The sequence below is a fragment of the Pseudomonas sp. JV414 genome, assembly GCF_032424305.1.
Taxonomy (GTDB): Bacteria; Pseudomonadota; Gammaproteobacteria; order Pseudomonadales; family Pseudomonadaceae; genus Aquipseudomonas; species Aquipseudomonas lini.
Genome location: NZ_VYKC01000007.1, coordinates 277064 through 294478, shown reverse-complemented (window position 1 = coordinate 294478; position 17415 = coordinate 277064). Strand labels below are relative to the sequence as shown.

Genomic DNA, 17415 nt, shown 5'->3' with positions numbered 1-17415 from the left:
TAACGACAATGGGTGTGAAAAACACCCACGCCGAAAGACCAAGGTTTCCTGCGCAACGTTAATCGACGCAGGGTTAGTCGGTCCCTAAGGCGAGGCTGAAAAGCGTAGTCGATGGAAAACAGGTTAATATTCCTGTACTTCTGGTTATTGCGATGGAGGGACGGAGAAGGCTAGGCCAGCTTGGCGTTGGTTGTCCAAGTTTAAGGTGGTAGGCTGGAATCTTAGGTAAATCCGGGATTCTAAGGCCGAGAGCTGATGACGAGTGTTCTTTTAGAACACGAAGTGGTTGATGCCATGCTTCCAAGAAAAGCTTCTAAGCTTCAGGTAACCAGGAACCGTACCCCAAACCGACACAGGTGGTTGGGTAGAGAATACCAAGGCGCTTGAGAGAACTCGGGTGAAGGAACTAGGCAAAATGGCACCGTAACTTCGGGAGAAGGTGCGCCGGTGAGGGTGAAGCATTTACTGCGTAAGCCCACGCCGGTCGAAGATACCAGGCCGCTGCGACTGTTTATTAAAAACACAGCACTCTGCAAACACGAAAGTGGACGTATAGGGTGTGACGCCTGCCCGGTGCCGGAAGGTTAATTGATGGGGTTAGCTAACGCGAAGCTCTTGATCGAAGCCCCGGTAAACGGCGGCCGTAACTATAACGGTCCTAAGGTAGCGAAATTCCTTGTCGGGTAAGTTCCGACCTGCACGAATGGCGTAACGATGGCGGCGCTGTCTCCACCCGAGACTCAGTGAAATTGAAATCGCTGTGAAGATGCAGTGTATCCGCGGCTAGACGGAAAGACCCCGTGAACCTTTACTATAGCTTTGCACTGGACTTTGAATTTGCTTGTGTAGGATAGGTGGGAGGCTTTGAAGCGTGGACGCCAGTTCGCGTGGAGCCAACCTTGAAATACCACCCTGGCAACTTTGAGGTTCTAACTCAGGTCCGTTATCCGGATCGAGGACAGTGTATGGTGGGTAGTTTGACTGGGGCGGTCTCCTCCTAAAGAGTAACGGAGGAGTACGAAGGTGCGCTCAGACCGGTCGGAAATCGGTCGTAGAGTATAAAGGCAAAAGCGCGCTTGACTGCGAGACAGACACGTCGAGCAGGTACGAAAGTAGGTCTTAGTGATCCGGTGGTTCTGTATGGAAGGGCCATCGCTCAACGGATAAAAGGTACTCCGGGGATAACAGGCTGATACCGCCCAAGAGTTCATATCGACGGCGGTGTTTGGCACCTCGATGTCGGCTCATCACATCCTGGGGCTGAAGCCGGTCCCAAGGGTATGGCTGTTCGCCATTTAAAGTGGTACGCGAGCTGGGTTTAGAACGTCGTGAGACAGTTCGGTCCCTATCTGCCGTGGACGTTTGAGATTTGAGAGGGGCTGCTCCTAGTACGAGAGGACCGGAGTGGACGAACCTCTGGTGTTCCGGTTGTCACGCCAGTGGCATTGCCGGGTAGCTATGTTCGGAATAGATAACCGCTGAAAGCATCTAAGCGGGAAACTAGCCTCAAGATGAGATCTCACTGGGACCTTGAGTCCCCTGAAGGGCCGTCGAAGACTACGACGTTGATAGGTTGGGTGTGTAAGCGCTGTGAGGCGTTGAGCTAACCAATACTAATTGCCCGTGAGGCTTGACCATATAACACCCAAGCAATTTGCTGACCCTTCTTTATAAATAAAAAGGGACGCCAGATTGCGGTGTGTGAAGACGAAACGAACCGAAAGTTTGTGACACTCACGAAACACCAGATCTATCACATACCCATTCGCTGGAGCGTGAGCCGTAAGGCAAACGAGCTGGCTACCGAATTTCTTGACGACCATAGAGCATTGGAACCACCTGATCCCATCCCGAACTCAGCAGTGAAACGATGCATCGCCGATGGTAGTGTGGGGTTTCCCCATGTGAGAGTAGGTCATCGTCAAGATTAAATTCCGAAACCCCTATCTGCGTATGCAGGTAGGGGTTTTGTTTTGTCCGCAGGAAAGTTCGTACAGCAACATCGGACCGCCCCCGGCTGTCACAGTCTGCCGACAGTGCTAAGGTTCGGCCCTAGCTTTTGTATTTTCCAAGGAAGCCTTTATGCCGGACGCTACGTCCCTCAGTGCTGGTTTTATGGTGGTTCACGGCAACCGCCTGGACGAGTTGCGCAGCCTGGTGGTCAGCTGGATGCGACGCTACCCGCTGGCTCCCTTGGAAAATGAAATCGCCCTGGTACAGAGCAATGGCATCGCCCAATGGCTGAAGCTGGCACTGGCCGAAGACCCCGAAGATGACGACATGGGCGGCTGCGGAATCGCCGCTGCCATTGACGTGCAGTTACCGGGCAGCTTCATGTGGCAGCTCTATCGCATGGTGCTGGGACGTGACGAGATCCCGGTCAAATCCCTGCTCGATAAAGCCCCGCTGACCTGGCGTCTGATGCGTCTGCTACCACAGTTGATTAACCAGCCACACTTCGAACCCCTGCAGCGCTTTCTTACCCAAGACACCGACTTACGTAAACGCTATCAATTGGCGGAGCGACTGGCGGATCTGTTTGACCAATATCAGGTCTACCGTGCCGACTGGCTCGAAGACTGGGCAGAAGGTCGCCATCAGCTACGAAATGGCAGAGGCGAAGCCAAAGCCCTGACCCCGGCCAACTGCTGGCAGGCGGAGCTGTGGCGTGCGCTGTTGCTGGATGTCGGTGAACAAGGCATGGCGCAAAGCCGCGCAGGCGTGCACCAACGCTTTATCGAGCGCATCAATAGCCTCGACGTAGCGCCCACTGGTTTGCCGTCACGGGTGATCGTTTTCGGGATTTCTTCACTACCTGCTCAAGCCCTGGAAGCGCTTGCCGGGCTTGCTCGATTCAGCCAGGTCTTGCTGTGCGTACACAACCCATGTCGTCACCATTGGGCGGACATCGTCGCCGATAAAGATCTGTTGCGACATCAGTACAAGCGTCAGGCTCGCAAGAGCGGCATGCCGATTGTGCTCGACTCGCAAACGCTCCATCAGCATGCCCATCCGCTACTGGCAGCGTGGGGCAAGCAGGGGCGGGATTACATTAATCTGCTCGACAGCTACGACGATCCTAATAGCTATCGCTCAGCATTTCGCGACGGTCGCATCGACCTGTTTAGCGAAAGCCAGCCACAGAGCATGCTCAATCAGTTGCAGGACGACATCCTGGAATTGCGTCCCCTGAACGAGACTCGAGAGCGTTGGCCTGCTGTCGATTTGAAAAAGGACGAATCGATCCGTTTTCACATCGCCCATAGCGCTCAACGCGAAGTGGAAATACTCCACGATCAGTTGCTCGCACGATTCAGTGCTGACCCAGACCTAAGGCCTCGCGACGTAATCGTGATGGTCCCGGACATCGACAGTTATGCCCCGCACATCCGTGCCGTCTTTGGTCAGCTTGATCGCTTTGATCCGCGCTTCATTCCTTTCACACTTGCGGATCAAGGCCAGCGCGGCCGGGATCCGCTATTGATCGCTGTCGAGCACCTGCTCAAACTGCCCGACAGTCGCTTCCCCGTCAGCGAAATCCTTGATCTGCTCGACGTTCCGGCATTACGCGCCCGGTTTGGGGTAGAGGAGCGTGACCTGCCGACCTTGCATCGCTGGATTGAAGGCGCAGGTATCCGCTGGGGGATGAACGCCGAGCAGCGCGCGGGTCTGGGCCTGCCTGAAGAACTGGAGCAAAACAGTTGGCGTTTCGGTCTGCGACGGATGCTGCTGGGTTATGCCGTGGGCAGCGCCAGCGCCTGTGAGGGGATCGAACCCTACGATGAAATCGGTGGTCTGGATGCCGCGCTCATAGGTCCTTTGGTCGCACTGCTGGATGCGCTGGAAATTGCCCACCAGGAACTCACTCAACCTGCAGCGCCCAAACAATGGGGCTCGCGGTTGCAAGCTTTGGTGCAGTTATTCTTCCTGGCCAGTAACGAGCATGACGACTATTTGTTGGCCCGACTCGAAGAGCTGCGCGAGACCTGGCTTGAAACCTGCGAATCCGTAGGTTTGCAGGACGAGTTACCGCTGACCGTAGTCCGGGAAGCCTGGCTGGCGGGTCTCGACCAAGGTCGCCTGTCTCAGCGTTTCCTCGCCGGGGCCGTTAACTTCTGTACCTTGATGCCCATGCGGGCGATCCCATTCAAACTGGTCTGCCTGCTGGGCATGAATGACGGTGATTACCCTCGCGCGCAGCCGCCGCTGGACTTCGACCTGATGGGCAGTGACTACCGCCCCGGCGATCGTTCCCGACGCGAAGATGATCGCTATCTGTTGCTGGAAGCATTGTTGTCGGCACGCGATCAACTCTATATCAGCTGGGTCGGCCGCAGTATTCGGGACAACAGCGAGCGCCCTGCTTCGGTGTTGATAGGGCAGTTGCGTGACCATCTCGGCAGCGGCTGGCGATTGCACGATGACAATGATGACCTGCTTGAATCCATGACCCAGGAACACCCGCTGCAACCTTTTAGCGCTCGCTACTTTCATGAGGGCGATGAACTATTCAGCTACGCCAGCGAGTGGCAGGTTCTTCATCAAGCCAGTGATCTGGCGACTGATATCGAAGTGCTTGAACCCTACGTCCAGGACGAACCGCTGAGCCTGGGTCAGCTGCAGGATTTTCTGCGCAACCCTGTACGACATTTCTTCAGTCAGCGGCTCAAAGTGTTCTTTGAGGCTGCCGAAGTGCCTTTGGCAGATGAAGAGCCATTCGTCCTCGATGCGCTGCAACGCTACAGCCTCAGCGATAGCTTGCTCGAAGCGGCACTGGGGCAATTGGACCAAACCGATCAGGTACTGGAGGCGCAGGCAAAACGCCTGCAAAACAGCGGGCTTTTGCCCATGGCCGGTTTTGGTGAATGTCTTCAGCGAGAGTTGATCGAGCCGCTGCCGGATCTGCTGCTGCGCTATCAGCAACTTCTGGCGTTATGGCCGACCCCGCTCACCAGCGCGTTACCGGTGAGTCTGGAACTACAAGGATTGCATCTGGAGGGCTGGCTCAGTGGCCTGCATCAACGCGCAGATGGCGGGTTGTTGTCGGTGACTACGATTCCCAACAGCATCGGTTCGATCAAGGCCCGCAAATGGCATCGCCTCACGCGACCTTGGGTCAATCACCTGGTGGCCTGTGCCAGCGGCATGCCGATGACAACTGCGTTGGTGGCCAGCGACGACAGTTTGCTGCTCGGTCCGATGGAGGAGGCGACAGCATCCCGGATTCTGGGCGATCTGTTGTTGGCCTGGCAAACGGGCATGCGCCAGCCGCTGCCGATTGCAGTAAAAACAGCCTTCGCCTGGCTCGCTCAAACCGACCCGAGCAAAGCTGACGCCGCTGCCCGCAAGGCCTATGAAGGCGACGGCCAGACCACTGACGGCGAGCGCCGCGAAAGCCCTGCGCTCGCTCGGCAATTTGCCGATTACGATGCGCTGATTGCCGACGAGACCTTCCCCGATTGGTGCAACGCTTTGTATCGGCCGCTGTTTGAGGCCTCGTGGCGTTCATCGACCAGCGAGGAGGCGCGCTCATGACCACGAAAACACCGCTGGCCCTGGCATTCCCGCTACGTGGCAGCCAGCTGATTGAGGCCAGTGCCGGGACTGGCAAGACCTTCACTATTTCTGCGCTGTACTTGCGTCTGGTCCTTGGCCACGGCGGCGAATCGAGTGGTTTTGGCCGTGAATTGCTGCCGCCGCAAATCCTCGTGGTGACCTTCACCGATGCCGCGACCAAAGAGCTGCGCGAACGTATTCGCACACGGCTGGCTGAAGCCGCACGGTTTTTCCGCGATGAGACACCGGCTCCGGATGGCCTCATTGCCGAGTTGCGCGAGCAGTACCTCCCCGAACAGTGGTCCGGCTGTGCAAACCGCCTGGACATCGCCGCCCAGTGGATGGATGAAGCGGCGGTATCGACCATCCACAGTTGGTGCCAGCGTATGTTGCGCGAACATGCGTTCGACAGTGGCAGCCTGTTCACCCAGACTCTGGAAACCGATCACAGCGATTTGCTCGGCGAAGTCCTGCGCGACTACTGGCGACTGTTCTGCTATCCAATGCAAGGCGATGCGTTGAACTGGGTTCGCGGCAATTGGGGGGGACCGGCGGCGTTGCTGCCGCGAGTGCGTGGGTTGTTCGCCAGCGAGCGTGACAGCGTTGCAGGTAAAGAGCCTGCCGAGTTGATTGCCGAGTGCCTGCAGGAGCGACGGGCCGCTTTGCTCGAACTCAAGATGCCCTGGCGCCAATGGGCGGATGAGTTGCTTGCCATCTGTCACCAGGGCGTCGCGAGCAAGAGCGTCGATGGCCGCAAGATGCAGCCGCGCTACTTCGAACCCTGGTTCGAAAAGCTCCGGGCCTGGGCCGAAGACGAATCTCTTGAGCAGTTGGATATTGGCACCGGCTTCACTCGCCTGACTCCCGATGGCATGGCTGAAGCCTGGAAGGGTGAAGCCCCCCGTCATCCCGGTCTCGATGCGATGCCCGGTCTCAAGACCAGTCTCGATGGTTTGCCGACCCCCGATGCCGCCGTGCTGCAACACGCCGCTCACTGGGTCGGTGCACGGTTCGAGGAGGAAAAGCGGCGCCGCGCGGAAATGGGCTTCGATGACATGCTGCTGCGCCTCGATGCAGCTTTGCAGTCCGAAGGCGGTGAGCGCCTGGCAACACTGATTCGCGAGCAGTTCCCGGTCGCGTTGATCGACGAATTCCAGGACACCGACCCGGTGCAGTATCGAATCTTCGAGAGCATTTATCGCATCGAAGACAACAATCCTGAAACCGGTCTGTTTCTGATCGGTGACCCGAAGCAGGCGATCTATGCCTTCCGCGGAGCCGACATCTATACCTACCTGCGCGCTCGCCAGGCCACCACTGGCCGACTGCATACCCTGGGCACCAACTTCCGCTCCAGTCATGGCATGGTCAGTGCGGTGAACCATGTGTTCGAGCGCGCCGAATCTCGTGAGCAGGGGCGCGGAGCATTCCTGTTTCGTGAGAAAAATGGCGAGAATCCAGTACCTTTCCTGCCCGTAGAATCCCAAGGGCGCAAAGAAGTCCTGCAGATTGATGGTCAGGTTGTACCTGCCCTGAACATTTGGCATCTGTCCGCCGATCAGCCACTGTCTGGCGCGGTGTATCGACAACAATTGGCCGCCGCCTGCGCCAGTGAAATCACCGCGCTGCTCAATGGTGGTCAACAAGGCTGTGCGGGTTTCATCCAGGACGGTAAGGACTTCAGAGGTTTGCTGCCGGCGGATATCGCGATTCTGGTGCGCGACGGCAAAGAGGCACAGGCCGTGCGTGGCGAACTTTCGGCCCGCGGCGTGCGCAGTGTTTACCTGTCAGACAAGGACTCCGTGTTCGCCGCCCAGGAAGCCCATGACCTGCTGACCTGGCTCAAAGCGTGTGCCGAGCCGGATGTCGAGCGTCCCCTCCGTGCCGCTCTTGCCTGCATCACACTGAACCTTTCGCTGGCTGAGCTGGAGCGGCTGAATCAGGACGAACTGGCTTGGGAAGCACGGGTCATGCAGTTCCGCGGTTATCGCGAGCTCTGGCGCAAGCAGGGTGTGCTGCCAATGCTGCGACGTTTGCTGCACGACTTCCAACTGCCCCAAGCGTTGATCGCGCGCAACGATGGTGAGCGGGTGCTGACCAACCTGCTGCACCTGTCCGAGCTGCTGCAGCAAGCAGCCGCTGAGCTTGATGGCGAGCAAGCCTTGATCCGTCACTTGTCCGAGCATCTGGCATTGTCCGGTCAGGCAGGCGAAGAACAAATCCTGCGCCTGGAAAGCGACGAGCAACTGGTCAAGGTTGTGACTATCCACAAATCCAAAGGGCTTGAATATCCGTTGGTGTTTCTGCCGTTCATTTGCTCGGCAAAACCGGTGGATGGCAGCCGTTTACCGTTGTATTACCACGACGCAACGGGCAAGGCTCAAGTGAGTTTGAAGCCGACGCCGGAGTTGGTCGCCCAGGCCGATGATGAGCGCTTGGCCGAGGATCTTCGTCTGCTTTATGTCGCCCTGACCCGGGCACAACATGCCTGCTGGCTCGGTGTGACTGACCTCAAGCGCGGCAATAACAACGGCTCGACGTTGCACCTTTCAGCGTTGGGTTATCTGCTGGGCGGCGGTGCGCCATTGGCCGAGTCGGCAGGGTTGCGGCGTTGGCTGGAAGATTTGCAACAGGACTGCCCGGCCCTGAACTACGGTGAGATGCCTGAAGCGAGCGCCGAGCATTACCATCCGCCGCGCAATGAAGCGACCTTGCTTGCGTCGCTGATACCCAAGCGCAAGGCCAGCGAAAACTGGTGGATTGCCTCTTACAGCGCCTTGCGCATTGGCGACAGTCTGAGCGTGGGCAGTGACGAAGCGCCGGAGAGCCCGCAAGCACAAAAGCTTTTTGACGACGAACGTCTCGATCCGCAAGCGCCGCGAGAAGTGAATGCTGGCGGGGCTGATATCCATCGATTCCCTCGCGGGCCGAACCCCGGCACTTTTCTCCATGGATTGCTTGAGTGGGCCGGTGACGAAGGTTTTGCCGCTGCACCACAAGCTGTGGAAGACGCCATCGCCCGTCGCTGCAATCGCCGAGGCTGGGAAGGCTGGATCACGACGTTGAGCGACTGGCTACAGCACTTGCTCAAATCCCCGCTGCACATCGGCGGCGGGCAGGCACCGGTGGTGTTCGAGCAACTGACCCAATACCGGGTCGAGATGGAATTCTGGTTCGCCAGTCACAAAGTCGATGTGCTCAAACTCGATGAACTGGTGCGCCAATACACCCACAACGGCGTGGCCAGGGTGGCTGCCGAACCGGTGCTGCTCAATGGCATGTTCAAAGGCTTCATCGACCTGACGTTCGAGCACGACGGTCGTTATTACGTCGCCGACTACAAATCCAACTGGCTGGGCATCGATGATGCGGCCTATACCGAGCCGGCCATGGAGCAGTCGATTCTGGATAACCGTTACGACCTGCAATATGTGTTGTACCTGCTCGCCTTGCATCGCCAGCTCAAGGCGCGGCTGGTCGATTACGATTACGACCAGCATGTCGGAGGAGCGTTGTACCTGTTCCTTCGCGGTACTCGCGCGGCCAGCCAGGGCGTGTATTTCGCCCGTCCGCCACGGGAGCTGATCGAGCGTCTGGACCGGTTGTTCCAGGGCAAGCCAGAGCCCAAGGTCGAACCTGCCTGGGAACAGGGAGTACTGCTATGAGTCGCACCTTCGCCGATTTGCTGCCCACACCGTTGGCGGCCGAAAGTCTGGTGAATCTGGCCCCCCTGAGTCGCGCAGATGACTTGTTGCTGCTGCTCACCCGCTGGGTCGAACGCGGTTGGCTGCGAGCGCTGGACAAGGCCTTCGTCGCCTTTCTCCACGAACTCGCCCCCGACGACGATCCATTGGTGTTGCTGGCCGCCGCGTTGACCAGTCACCAGTTGGGTCACGGCCATGTTTGCCTGGATCTGTTCGAAACGCTGAAAGAGCCGGACTTCGCTTTGTCGCTGCCGCCGGAAGGTGATCTGCAAAGTGGCGCGATGTTGCTGCCGTCACAACTGCTTGAGGCGCTGGACGGTGCTCATTGGTGCAAGGTCCTGGCGTCCAGCCGCTTGGTGGCTCTGGCCGTCGACGGGCGTCAGGCCGCGCAGCACCGGCCGTTGGTGCTGTCGGGTAAACGCCTGTACTTGCGCCGCTACTGGGCTTACGAACGGCGCATCGATAACGCCCTGCGTCAGCGCCTGGCTGCACACGAAACAACACCGAGTGATTTGCCCCAGCGCCTGACTGGCCTGTTCGGTCCAGCCAGGCCTGATGAAGTGATCGACTGGCAGAAGCTCGCTTGCGCCCTGGCCACCCGCAGCGCATTCAGCATCGTCACCGGCGGCCCGGGCACTGGCAAAACCACCACGGTCGTGCGCTTGCTCGCATTGCTCCAGGCACCCGCGATTGAGGCTGGCAAACCGCTGCGCATTCGTCTCGCGGCACCCACTGGCAAAGCTGCCGCACGATTGACCGAGTCCATCAGCCAACAGGTTCAAACCCTGGAAGTTGCTGAAACGGTGCGGGAGAAGATCCCGTCGGATGTGACCACCGTGCACCGTTTGCTCGGCAGTCGTCCCGGCACCCGGCATTTCCGGCACCACGCCGGCAATCGCTTGCCGCTGGATGTATTGGTGGTGGACGAAGCCTCGATGATCGACCTGGAAATGATGGCCAATCTGCTCGACGCATTGCCGGCCCATGCCCGTCTGGTGCTGCTCGGTGACAAGGATCAACTGGCGTCGGTAGAGGCTGGTGCCGTCCTGGGCGATCTGTGCCGCGATGCCGAAGCCGGTTGGTACAGCCCGCAGACACGCCAGTGGCTGGAGGCAGTCAGCGGTGAAAACCTCCGTAGCAGCGGCTTGCACGAAGACATCAACGGAGCGCATCCCCTGGCTCAGCAAGTCGTGATGCTGCGTCACTCACGGCGCTTCGGCGAGGGCAGCGGCATTGGCCAGTTGGCCCGTTGGGTCAACCAGCAGCAACCTGAGGAAGCCCGCAAGTTACTGGCGGCAGGAAGCCATGGCGACGTATTTTCCCTGCCCCTCAAGGGTGAGCAGGACCGGGCGCTGGAGCGGTTGTTGCTCGAAGGGCATGGCGAGGGGCCGCAAGGTTATCGGCATTACCTGAGTCTTTTGCGCAGTCAGCGGCCACCGCTCAACAGCCCGCTCGACGATTCACGCTGGGCCGATTGGGCTCGTGTGGTGCTGCAAGCGTTCGACGCCTTCCAGCTATTGTGCGCGGTACGCAAAGGGCCTTGGGGGGTGGAAGGCTTGAATCAGCGAGTGACCGACGCGCTGCTCAAGGCTCGGCTGATCGACAGCGACCACCAGTGGTACGAAGGTCGGCCCGTGCTGATGACCCGCAACGACTATGGCCTGGGTTTGATGAACGGCGATATTGGCATCGCCCTCAAACTGCCGGAGCGTGAGGGTCCCGATGCTGGACGGCAAGTGTTGCGTGTGGCCTTCCCGCGCAACGATGGTCAGGGCGGTGTGCGCTTTGTCCTGCCAAGTCGACTCAACGATGTCGACACCGTGTACGCCATGACCGTACACAAATCCCAGGGCTCGGAATTTGCCCATACGGCATTGATTCTGCCGGATGCCCTGAACCCTGTGCTCACCAAGGAACTGATCTATACCGGAATAACCCGGGCCAAACACTGGTTCACCCTGATTGAGCCTCGCGCCGGCGTATTCGAAGAGGCCGTGCGGCGCAAGGTCAAGCGCTTGAGCGGGTTGATGCTGGAGCTGGAAGAGGGTATCGAGCCGGGTCACTGAACGGCGGAATCTGTCCGAAGTGCCGTGGTACGTGGCCTCGCTGGTGTTTCGGTGCTGTGCTATCGTTGCGGCATCATTTCGTTGCGATCGAAGAGAATCCCTGCATGAAGGTGGCTGTCTGGGCGACAGAACGCGTTGTTGGCTGCAAGCAAGTGCTGCTTGTCGGTCTTCTCTGTTTGTTGACGGGCGTTGCCTTCGCTCAGCCGGAATCCGACGTGAACAAGGCCGACCAGCGCGCGAGATCGGTCACTCAGGTTGTGCTCGGGATTCTCAGTTATGCGCGGTGGCCTGTTGAGCCTCAACAGTTGCGTCTGTGCGTGGTCGGCCCTACCGAGTACACCGACGACCTGGTCAAGGGCACTACCCAGGCCACTGGTCGGCCGGTTACCGTGCGACGGCTTTTGGCCGACAACCCGGCCATTGCCGGTGAATGCGACGCGGCGTACATCGGCAAGCTGACCAGCGACGAACGCAGTCGATTGTTCGCCTCGCTGACAGGACGCCCGGTGGTGAGCATCAGCGAAGGCGGCGATCAATGCACCGTCGGCAGTCTGTTCTGTCTGCGGGTCGGCGATGAACAGGTGTCCTTCGAGGTCAACCTCGACTCGGTCGCCCGCAGCGGTGTGCGCATTCATCCCAGTGTGCTGCAACTGTCGCGTCGCAAGCCGGCGGCACCATGAATCTATTCAAATCAGGTACCCGTCCGACCCTGGGTTCGGTTATCGGCCGTGGACATTTGATCGTCGCCCTGGTGGGCGTGGCCATGGCCAGTGTTTCGTTGACCCTGCTGGGGGTTCTGGCCTTGCGGGTTTATGCTGATCACAACCTGCATCTGATCGCCCGTTCAATCAATTACACCGTGGAAGCCGCGGTGGTGTTCAACGATAAGGCCGCCGCCACTGAGGCGCTGGCATTGATCGCGTCCACCGAAGAAGTGGCCGATGCACAGGTGATGGACGAGCAAGGCGAGTTACTTGCACGTTGGCAGCGACCGGAAACGGGGCTGCTCTCCGATCTTGAAGTGCAGATCGCCCGGGCGATTCTGGAAAAACCCATCAGCATGCCGATCGTCCATCAAGGTCAGGTAATCGGCAGCATCTTGCTCACCGGTCACGGTGGCAGCTTGATGCGCTTTTTGCTCAGCGGTCTGATGGGGATCGTCTTGTGTACCGCCGTCAGTGCCTGGGTTGCGCTTTATCTGGCGCGGCGGCAATTGCAGGGGATCACCGGCCCTTTGCGCAGCCTGGCTGCCGTGGCTCACGCCGCCCGCAGCGAGCGAGCCTTCGACCAGCGCGTGCCGCCCGCCGATATTGCCGAACTCGACAACCTGGGCAACGACTTCAATGCCTTGCTCGATGAACTCGAATCCTGGCAGACCCACCTGCAAAACGAAAACGAAACCCTGGCCCACCAAGCCAGCCATGACAGCCTGACTGGACTGCCGAATCGAGCGTTTTTCGAAGGCCGCCTGATGCGTGCCTTGCGCAATGCCAGCAAGTTGAATGAGCGAGTGGCGGTGCTGTTTCTTGATAGCGACCGGTTCAAGGAGATCAACGACAACTTCGGCCACGCCGCCGGCGATGCGGTGCTGATGACCGTGGCAACCCGGGTTCGTGCACAGCTTCGTGAAGAGGACCTGGTCGCGCGTCTGGGCGGCGACGAGTTTGCAATCCTGCTGACACCGCTGCACAGGACCGAAGACGCCGAGCGGATTGCCGACAAAATCATCGCCAGCATGGAAATACCCATCCAGTTGCCGGGCAGTACCCAGGTGTTGACTTCACTCAGTATCGGCATCGCCGTGTACCCCGATCATGGGGTCACACCGGGTGAGTTGCTCCATGCTGCCGACGCCGCGATGTACCAGGCCAAACGCCTTTCTCGAGGCGCGCAGCAAACGGCAGGAGCGGGGCTCCCTGTCGCCCATGTTCAAACCAGGAACTAATTTCTGTGTTCACCTTCAATCAGCGTTCTCTACGACTTTTCACCATCACCCTGTTCCTGGCCTTGCTGGCATTGACCGGTTGCCAGACGGCACCGCAAAAAGGCCTGACCCCGGCGCAGATCGCCGTACTCAAACAGCAAGGTTTCGAAATGACTGACGACGGTTGGGCCTATGGTCTGTCGGACAAAGTGCTGTTCAGCAGTGACGTCGAGAGCTTAAACCCAGCCAGTACCGAGATCGTCGAGCGCATTGGCAAGGCGTTATTGAGTGTGGAAATCGAACGGGTGAGGGTCGACGGCCACACCGATGCTTCGGGCCAAGAGTCCTATAACGAACAGCTTTCCCTGCGTCGCGCGAAAAGCGTTGGCAAGGTTTTGGCCGCCGTCGGCATGAAAGAAGAAAACATCCAATTGCGCGGCCTGGGCAGCAGCAAGCCCGTCGCTTCCAACGACACCACGGTCGGACGCACCGAGAACCGTCGGGTGTCGATCGTGGTGAGCGCGGATTAGTCGGCGAACAACATCTCCCGATTTTCCCCCATCAACAGCGCTTGATTCTGCTCGGTGACGCTACGGATGTAATCCCACAGCAATGTGATCCGCTTGAGCTTGCGCAGGTCCTCCCGACAGTACATCCAGAACTGCCGGGTAATGGTGATCTCTTGCGGCAACACCGGCAGCAATCGCGGGTCCTGAGCCGCCAGGAAGCACGGCAGAATCGCCAGTGACCGTCCCTGCTGAGCCGCCACGAACTGCGCGATCACACTGGTGCTGCGCAGATTGGCACTGGCGCCGGGCAACACATTCGCCAGGTACAGCAGCTCCGAGCTGAACGCCAGATCGTCCACATAACTGATGAATTGATGCTTGCCCAAGTCTGCCGGGCGGCGGATCGGTGGGTGCTTGTCCAGATAATCCTGGGTCGCATACAGCTGCAGTCGGTAGTCGCAGAGTTTGCAGCAGACATACGGGCCGTGTTCCGGCCGCTCCAGCGCGATGACGATGTCTGCCTCGCGCTTGGACAGGCTGATGAAGTGCGGCAGCGGCAGGATGTCCACCGAGATCGCCGGGTAGGCGTCGACGAAATGGCTCAGCTGTGGGGTGATGAAAAAGCTGCCGAACCCTTCGGTGCAACCCATGCGCACATGCCCGGACAACGCCACGCCGGAGCCTGAAACTTGTTCGCAGGCCATGTGCAGAGTGCTTTCGATCGATTCGGCGTAACCCAGCAGCCGCTGGCCCTCGGCAGTCAGGACGAAGCCGCTGGTCCGGGATTTCTCGAACAGCAAAGTGCCCAGCGCCGCTTCCAGCGAACTGATGCGTCGCGACACGGTGGTGTAGTCCACCGCCAGGCGCTTGGCTGCGGTGCTGGCCTTGCGGGTGCGGGCAACCTCGAGGAAAAACTTGAGGTCATCCCAGTTCAATGAGCCTAAAGATGTGATGTTTTTTTGCATGATGGACCGGCTTTTATGTGCGTTCTTATTAGAAGTTTGCACATCTATACTCCAAAAACAGTCCGACAACCAATTCGCGACACACGCCTCATCGCAAGGCGACTTTCTCGCCTTGGCTCCAAAGATAGCTCTCTACATAAGAACAACGTCCGGAGACCAATATGAACGCATCGCTAGAAACCACCGTGCAAAAGGTCAAGTTGTTGATCGATGGCGAGTGGGTCGAATCCCAGACCACCGAATGGCACGACATCGTCAACCCGGCGACCCAACAAGTATTGGCTAAAGTCCCATTCGCCACGGCCGCCGAAGTGGATGCCGCCATTAGCGCCGCCCATCGCGCCTTCCAGACCTGGAAGCTGACGCCGATCGGCGCGCGGATGCGCATCATGCTCAAGCTTCAGGCGCTGATTCGCGAACACTCCAAGCGTATTGCCGTGGTGCTCAGCAACGAGCAGGGCAAAACCATCGCCGACGCTGAAGGCGATATCTTCCGGGGCCTGGAAGTGGTCGAACACGCTTGCTCCATTGGCAGCCTGCAAATGGGCGAGTTCGCCGAGAACGTCGCTGGCGGTGTCGACACCTATACCCTGCGTCAGCCAATCGGCGTCTGTGCCGGCATTACCCCATTCAACTTCCCGGCGATGATTCCGCTGTGGATGTTCCCGATGGCCATCGCCTGCGGCAACACCTTCGTGCTCAAGCCCTCCGAGCAGGACCCGATGTCGACCATGCTGCTGGTGGAACTGGCCATCGAAGCCGGCATTCCGCCGGGTGTGCTCAACGTCGTTCATGGCGGCAAGGATGTGGTGGATGCGCTTTGCACCCACAAGGACATCAAGGCTGTTTCGTTCGTCGGTTCGACCGCAGTCGGTACTCACGTCTACGACCTGGCCGGCAAACACGGCAAGCGTGTGCAATCGATGATGGGCGCCAAGAACCACGCCGTGGTGCTGCCGGATGCCAATCGCGTACAAGCGCTCAATGCGCTGGTGGGGGCTGGTTTCGGTGCCGCCGGGCAACGCTGCATGGCCACGTCCGTGGTGGTGCTGGTGGGCGCGGCCAAGCAATGGCTGCCAGACCTGAAAGCACTGGCACAGAAACTTAAAGTGAATGCCGGCAGCGAGCCGGGCACTGATGTTGGTCCGGTGATTTCCAAACGTGCCAAGGCACGGATTCTCGATCTGATCGAAAGCGGCATCAAGGAAGGCGCCAAGCTTGAACTGGATGGTCGCGACGTTACCGTTCCAGGCTTCGAAAAAGGCAACTTTGTCGGCCCGACCCTGTTCTCCGGTGTGAAACCCGATATGCAGATCTACACCCAGGAAATCTTCGGCCCCGTGCTGGTGGTGCTGGAAGTCGATACCCTCGATGAAGCCATCGCACTGGTCAACGCCAACCCATTCGGCAACGGCACGGGTTTGTTCACCCAGAGCGGTGCGGCGGCGCGCAAATTCCAGACGGAAATCGACGTCGGTCAGGTCGGCATCAACATCCCGATTCCGGTGCCAGTACCGTTCTTCAGCTTCACCGGTTCCCGCGGTTCGAAGCTCGGCGACCTCGGTCCGTATGGCAAGCAAGTGGTGCAGTTCTACACTCAAACCAAGACCGTCACTGCGCGCTGGTTCGACGATGACAGCGTCAACGACGGTGTGAACACCACCATCCACTTGCGTTAAGGAGCCGGACATGAAAATCGCTTTTATCGGTCTCGGCAACATGGGTGCGCCAATGGCGCGCAACCTGATCAAGGCCGGCCATTCACTGCGCCTGGTCGACCTGAACAAAGCTGTGCTGGCAGAGCTCGAGCAACTGGGCGGCAGCATCAGCGCTTCGGCACGTGAAGCGGCTCAAGATGCAGAGCTGGTGATCACCATGCTGCCAGCCGCTGTGCATGTGCGCAGCGTCTGGCTGGGCGAAGACGGCGTGCTGGCGGGGATCGCCAAGGGCGTGCCCGCAGTGGATTGCAGCACCATCGATCCGCAGACGGCGCGCGATGTTGCCGCGGCGGCTGCCAAACAAGGCGTGACGATGGCCGATGCACCGGTCTCCGGCGGTACTGGCGGTGCAGCGGCCGGGACGCTGACTTTCATGGTCGGCGCCACGCCTGAGTTGTTCGCAACCCTGCAACCGGTGCTGGCGCAGATGGGCCGTAACATCGTCCACTGTGGCGAAGTCGGCACCGGGCAAATCGCCAAAATCTGCAATAACCTGCTGCTGGCGATTTCCATGGTCGGCGTCAGCGAGGCCATGGCTTTGGGCGATGCGCTGGGAATCGACACGACGGTGCTGGCGGGAATCATCAACAGTTCCACCGGGCGCTGCTGGAGTTCGGAGATGTACAACCCATGGCCGGGCATCGTCGAAACGGCGCCAGCTTCACGCGGATACACCGGCGGTTTCGGTGCCGAACTGATGCTCAAGGATCTGGGGCTGGCCACTGAGGCGGCACGTCAGGCGCACCAACCGGTGGTGCTCGGCGCGGTGGCGCAACAGTTGTATCAGGCGATGAGTCAGCGTGGGGAAGGGGGTAAGGACTTCTCGGCGATTATCAACAGCTATCGCAAACCGCAGTAAGAGGTTTTTCCGCGGATCTGCGTCGGGCAGATCCCCGGTTTTTTATTGGCTGAAAAAAGATCGCAGCCTTCGGCAGCTCCTACATGGGAATGTGTACACCCTGTAGGAGCTGCC

At 59.2% G+C, this 17415-nt stretch carries 9 protein-coding genes and 2 rRNA genes; 10 read left to right on the top strand and 1 reads right to left on the bottom strand.

Annotated features, from left to right (window positions below):
- From F6R97_RS10985 to F6R97_RS10950, 8 genes are all read left to right on the top strand, one after another.
- A 23S ribosomal RNA gene (locus F6R97_RS10985) occupies positions 1 to 1638 on the top strand; the annotation flags it as partial.
- A 173-nt stretch (positions 1639 to 1811) separates the two neighbouring features.
- Positions 1812 to 1927, top strand: a 5S ribosomal RNA gene (gene rrf, locus F6R97_RS10980).
- Positions 1928 to 2082: 155 nt separating this feature from the next.
- Entirely contained in the window at positions 2083 to 5535 is a 3453-nt protein-coding gene (gene recC / locus F6R97_RS10975) for an exodeoxyribonuclease V subunit gamma (protein WP_315866521.1), read from the top strand.
- Positions 5532 to 9221 (top strand): exodeoxyribonuclease V subunit beta, encoded by a 3690-nt coding sequence (gene recB / locus F6R97_RS10970; RefSeq protein ID WP_050681269.1) that lies wholly within the window; start codon positions 5532 to 5534, stop codon positions 9219 to 9221. The genes recC and recB overlap by 4 nt, the downstream gene beginning before the upstream one ends.
- On the top strand, positions 9218 to 11326 hold the full coding sequence (gene recD, locus F6R97_RS10965; RefSeq protein WP_050681270.1) for an exodeoxyribonuclease V subunit alpha: 2109 nt from the start codon (positions 9218 to 9220) through the stop codon (positions 11324 to 11326). Before recB ends, recD begins: the two co-directional genes overlap by 4 nt.
- A 104-nt stretch (positions 11327 to 11430) precedes the next feature.
- A complete protein-coding gene (locus F6R97_RS10960) occupies positions 11431 to 12006 on the top strand; it encodes a YfiR family protein (RefSeq protein WP_038978839.1) in 576 nt (191 codons plus the stop codon).
- A complete protein-coding gene (locus F6R97_RS10955) occupies positions 12003 to 13271 on the top strand; it encodes a diguanylate cyclase domain-containing protein (RefSeq protein WP_315866520.1) in 1269 nt (422 codons plus the stop codon). The genes F6R97_RS10960 and F6R97_RS10955 overlap by 4 nt, the downstream gene beginning before the upstream one ends.
- Before the next feature lie 5 nt (positions 13272 to 13276).
- Complete coding sequence (locus F6R97_RS10950) at positions 13277 to 13780, top strand: OmpA family protein (protein ID WP_038978841.1); 504 nt, start codon at positions 13277 to 13279, stop codon at positions 13778 to 13780.
- On the opposite strand, the gene F6R97_RS10945 is transcribed toward F6R97_RS10950, so the two are convergent.
- A complete protein-coding gene (locus F6R97_RS10945) occupies positions 13777 to 14724 on the bottom strand; it encodes a LysR family transcriptional regulator (protein WP_315866519.1) in 948 nt (315 codons plus the stop codon). The genes F6R97_RS10950 and F6R97_RS10945 overlap by 4 nt on opposite strands.
- A 161-nt stretch (positions 14725 to 14885) precedes the next feature.
- Here F6R97_RS10945 and F6R97_RS10940 point away from each other — a divergent pair, with 161 nt between their 5' ends.
- Together F6R97_RS10940 and mmsB are read left to right on the top strand one after the other, a co-directional pair.
- Positions 14886 to 16403: a CoA-acylating methylmalonate-semialdehyde dehydrogenase gene (locus tag F6R97_RS10940; RefSeq protein ID WP_038978846.1), complete on the top strand. Its 1518-nt coding sequence runs from the start codon at positions 14886 to 14888 to the stop codon at positions 16401 to 16403.
- A gap of 10 nt (positions 16404 to 16413) precedes the next feature.
- Complete coding sequence (gene mmsB, locus F6R97_RS10935) at positions 16414 to 17301, top strand: 3-hydroxyisobutyrate dehydrogenase (RefSeq protein ID WP_038978847.1); 888 nt, start codon at positions 16414 to 16416, stop codon at positions 17299 to 17301.
- Positions 17302 to 17415 lie beyond the last annotated feature (114 nt).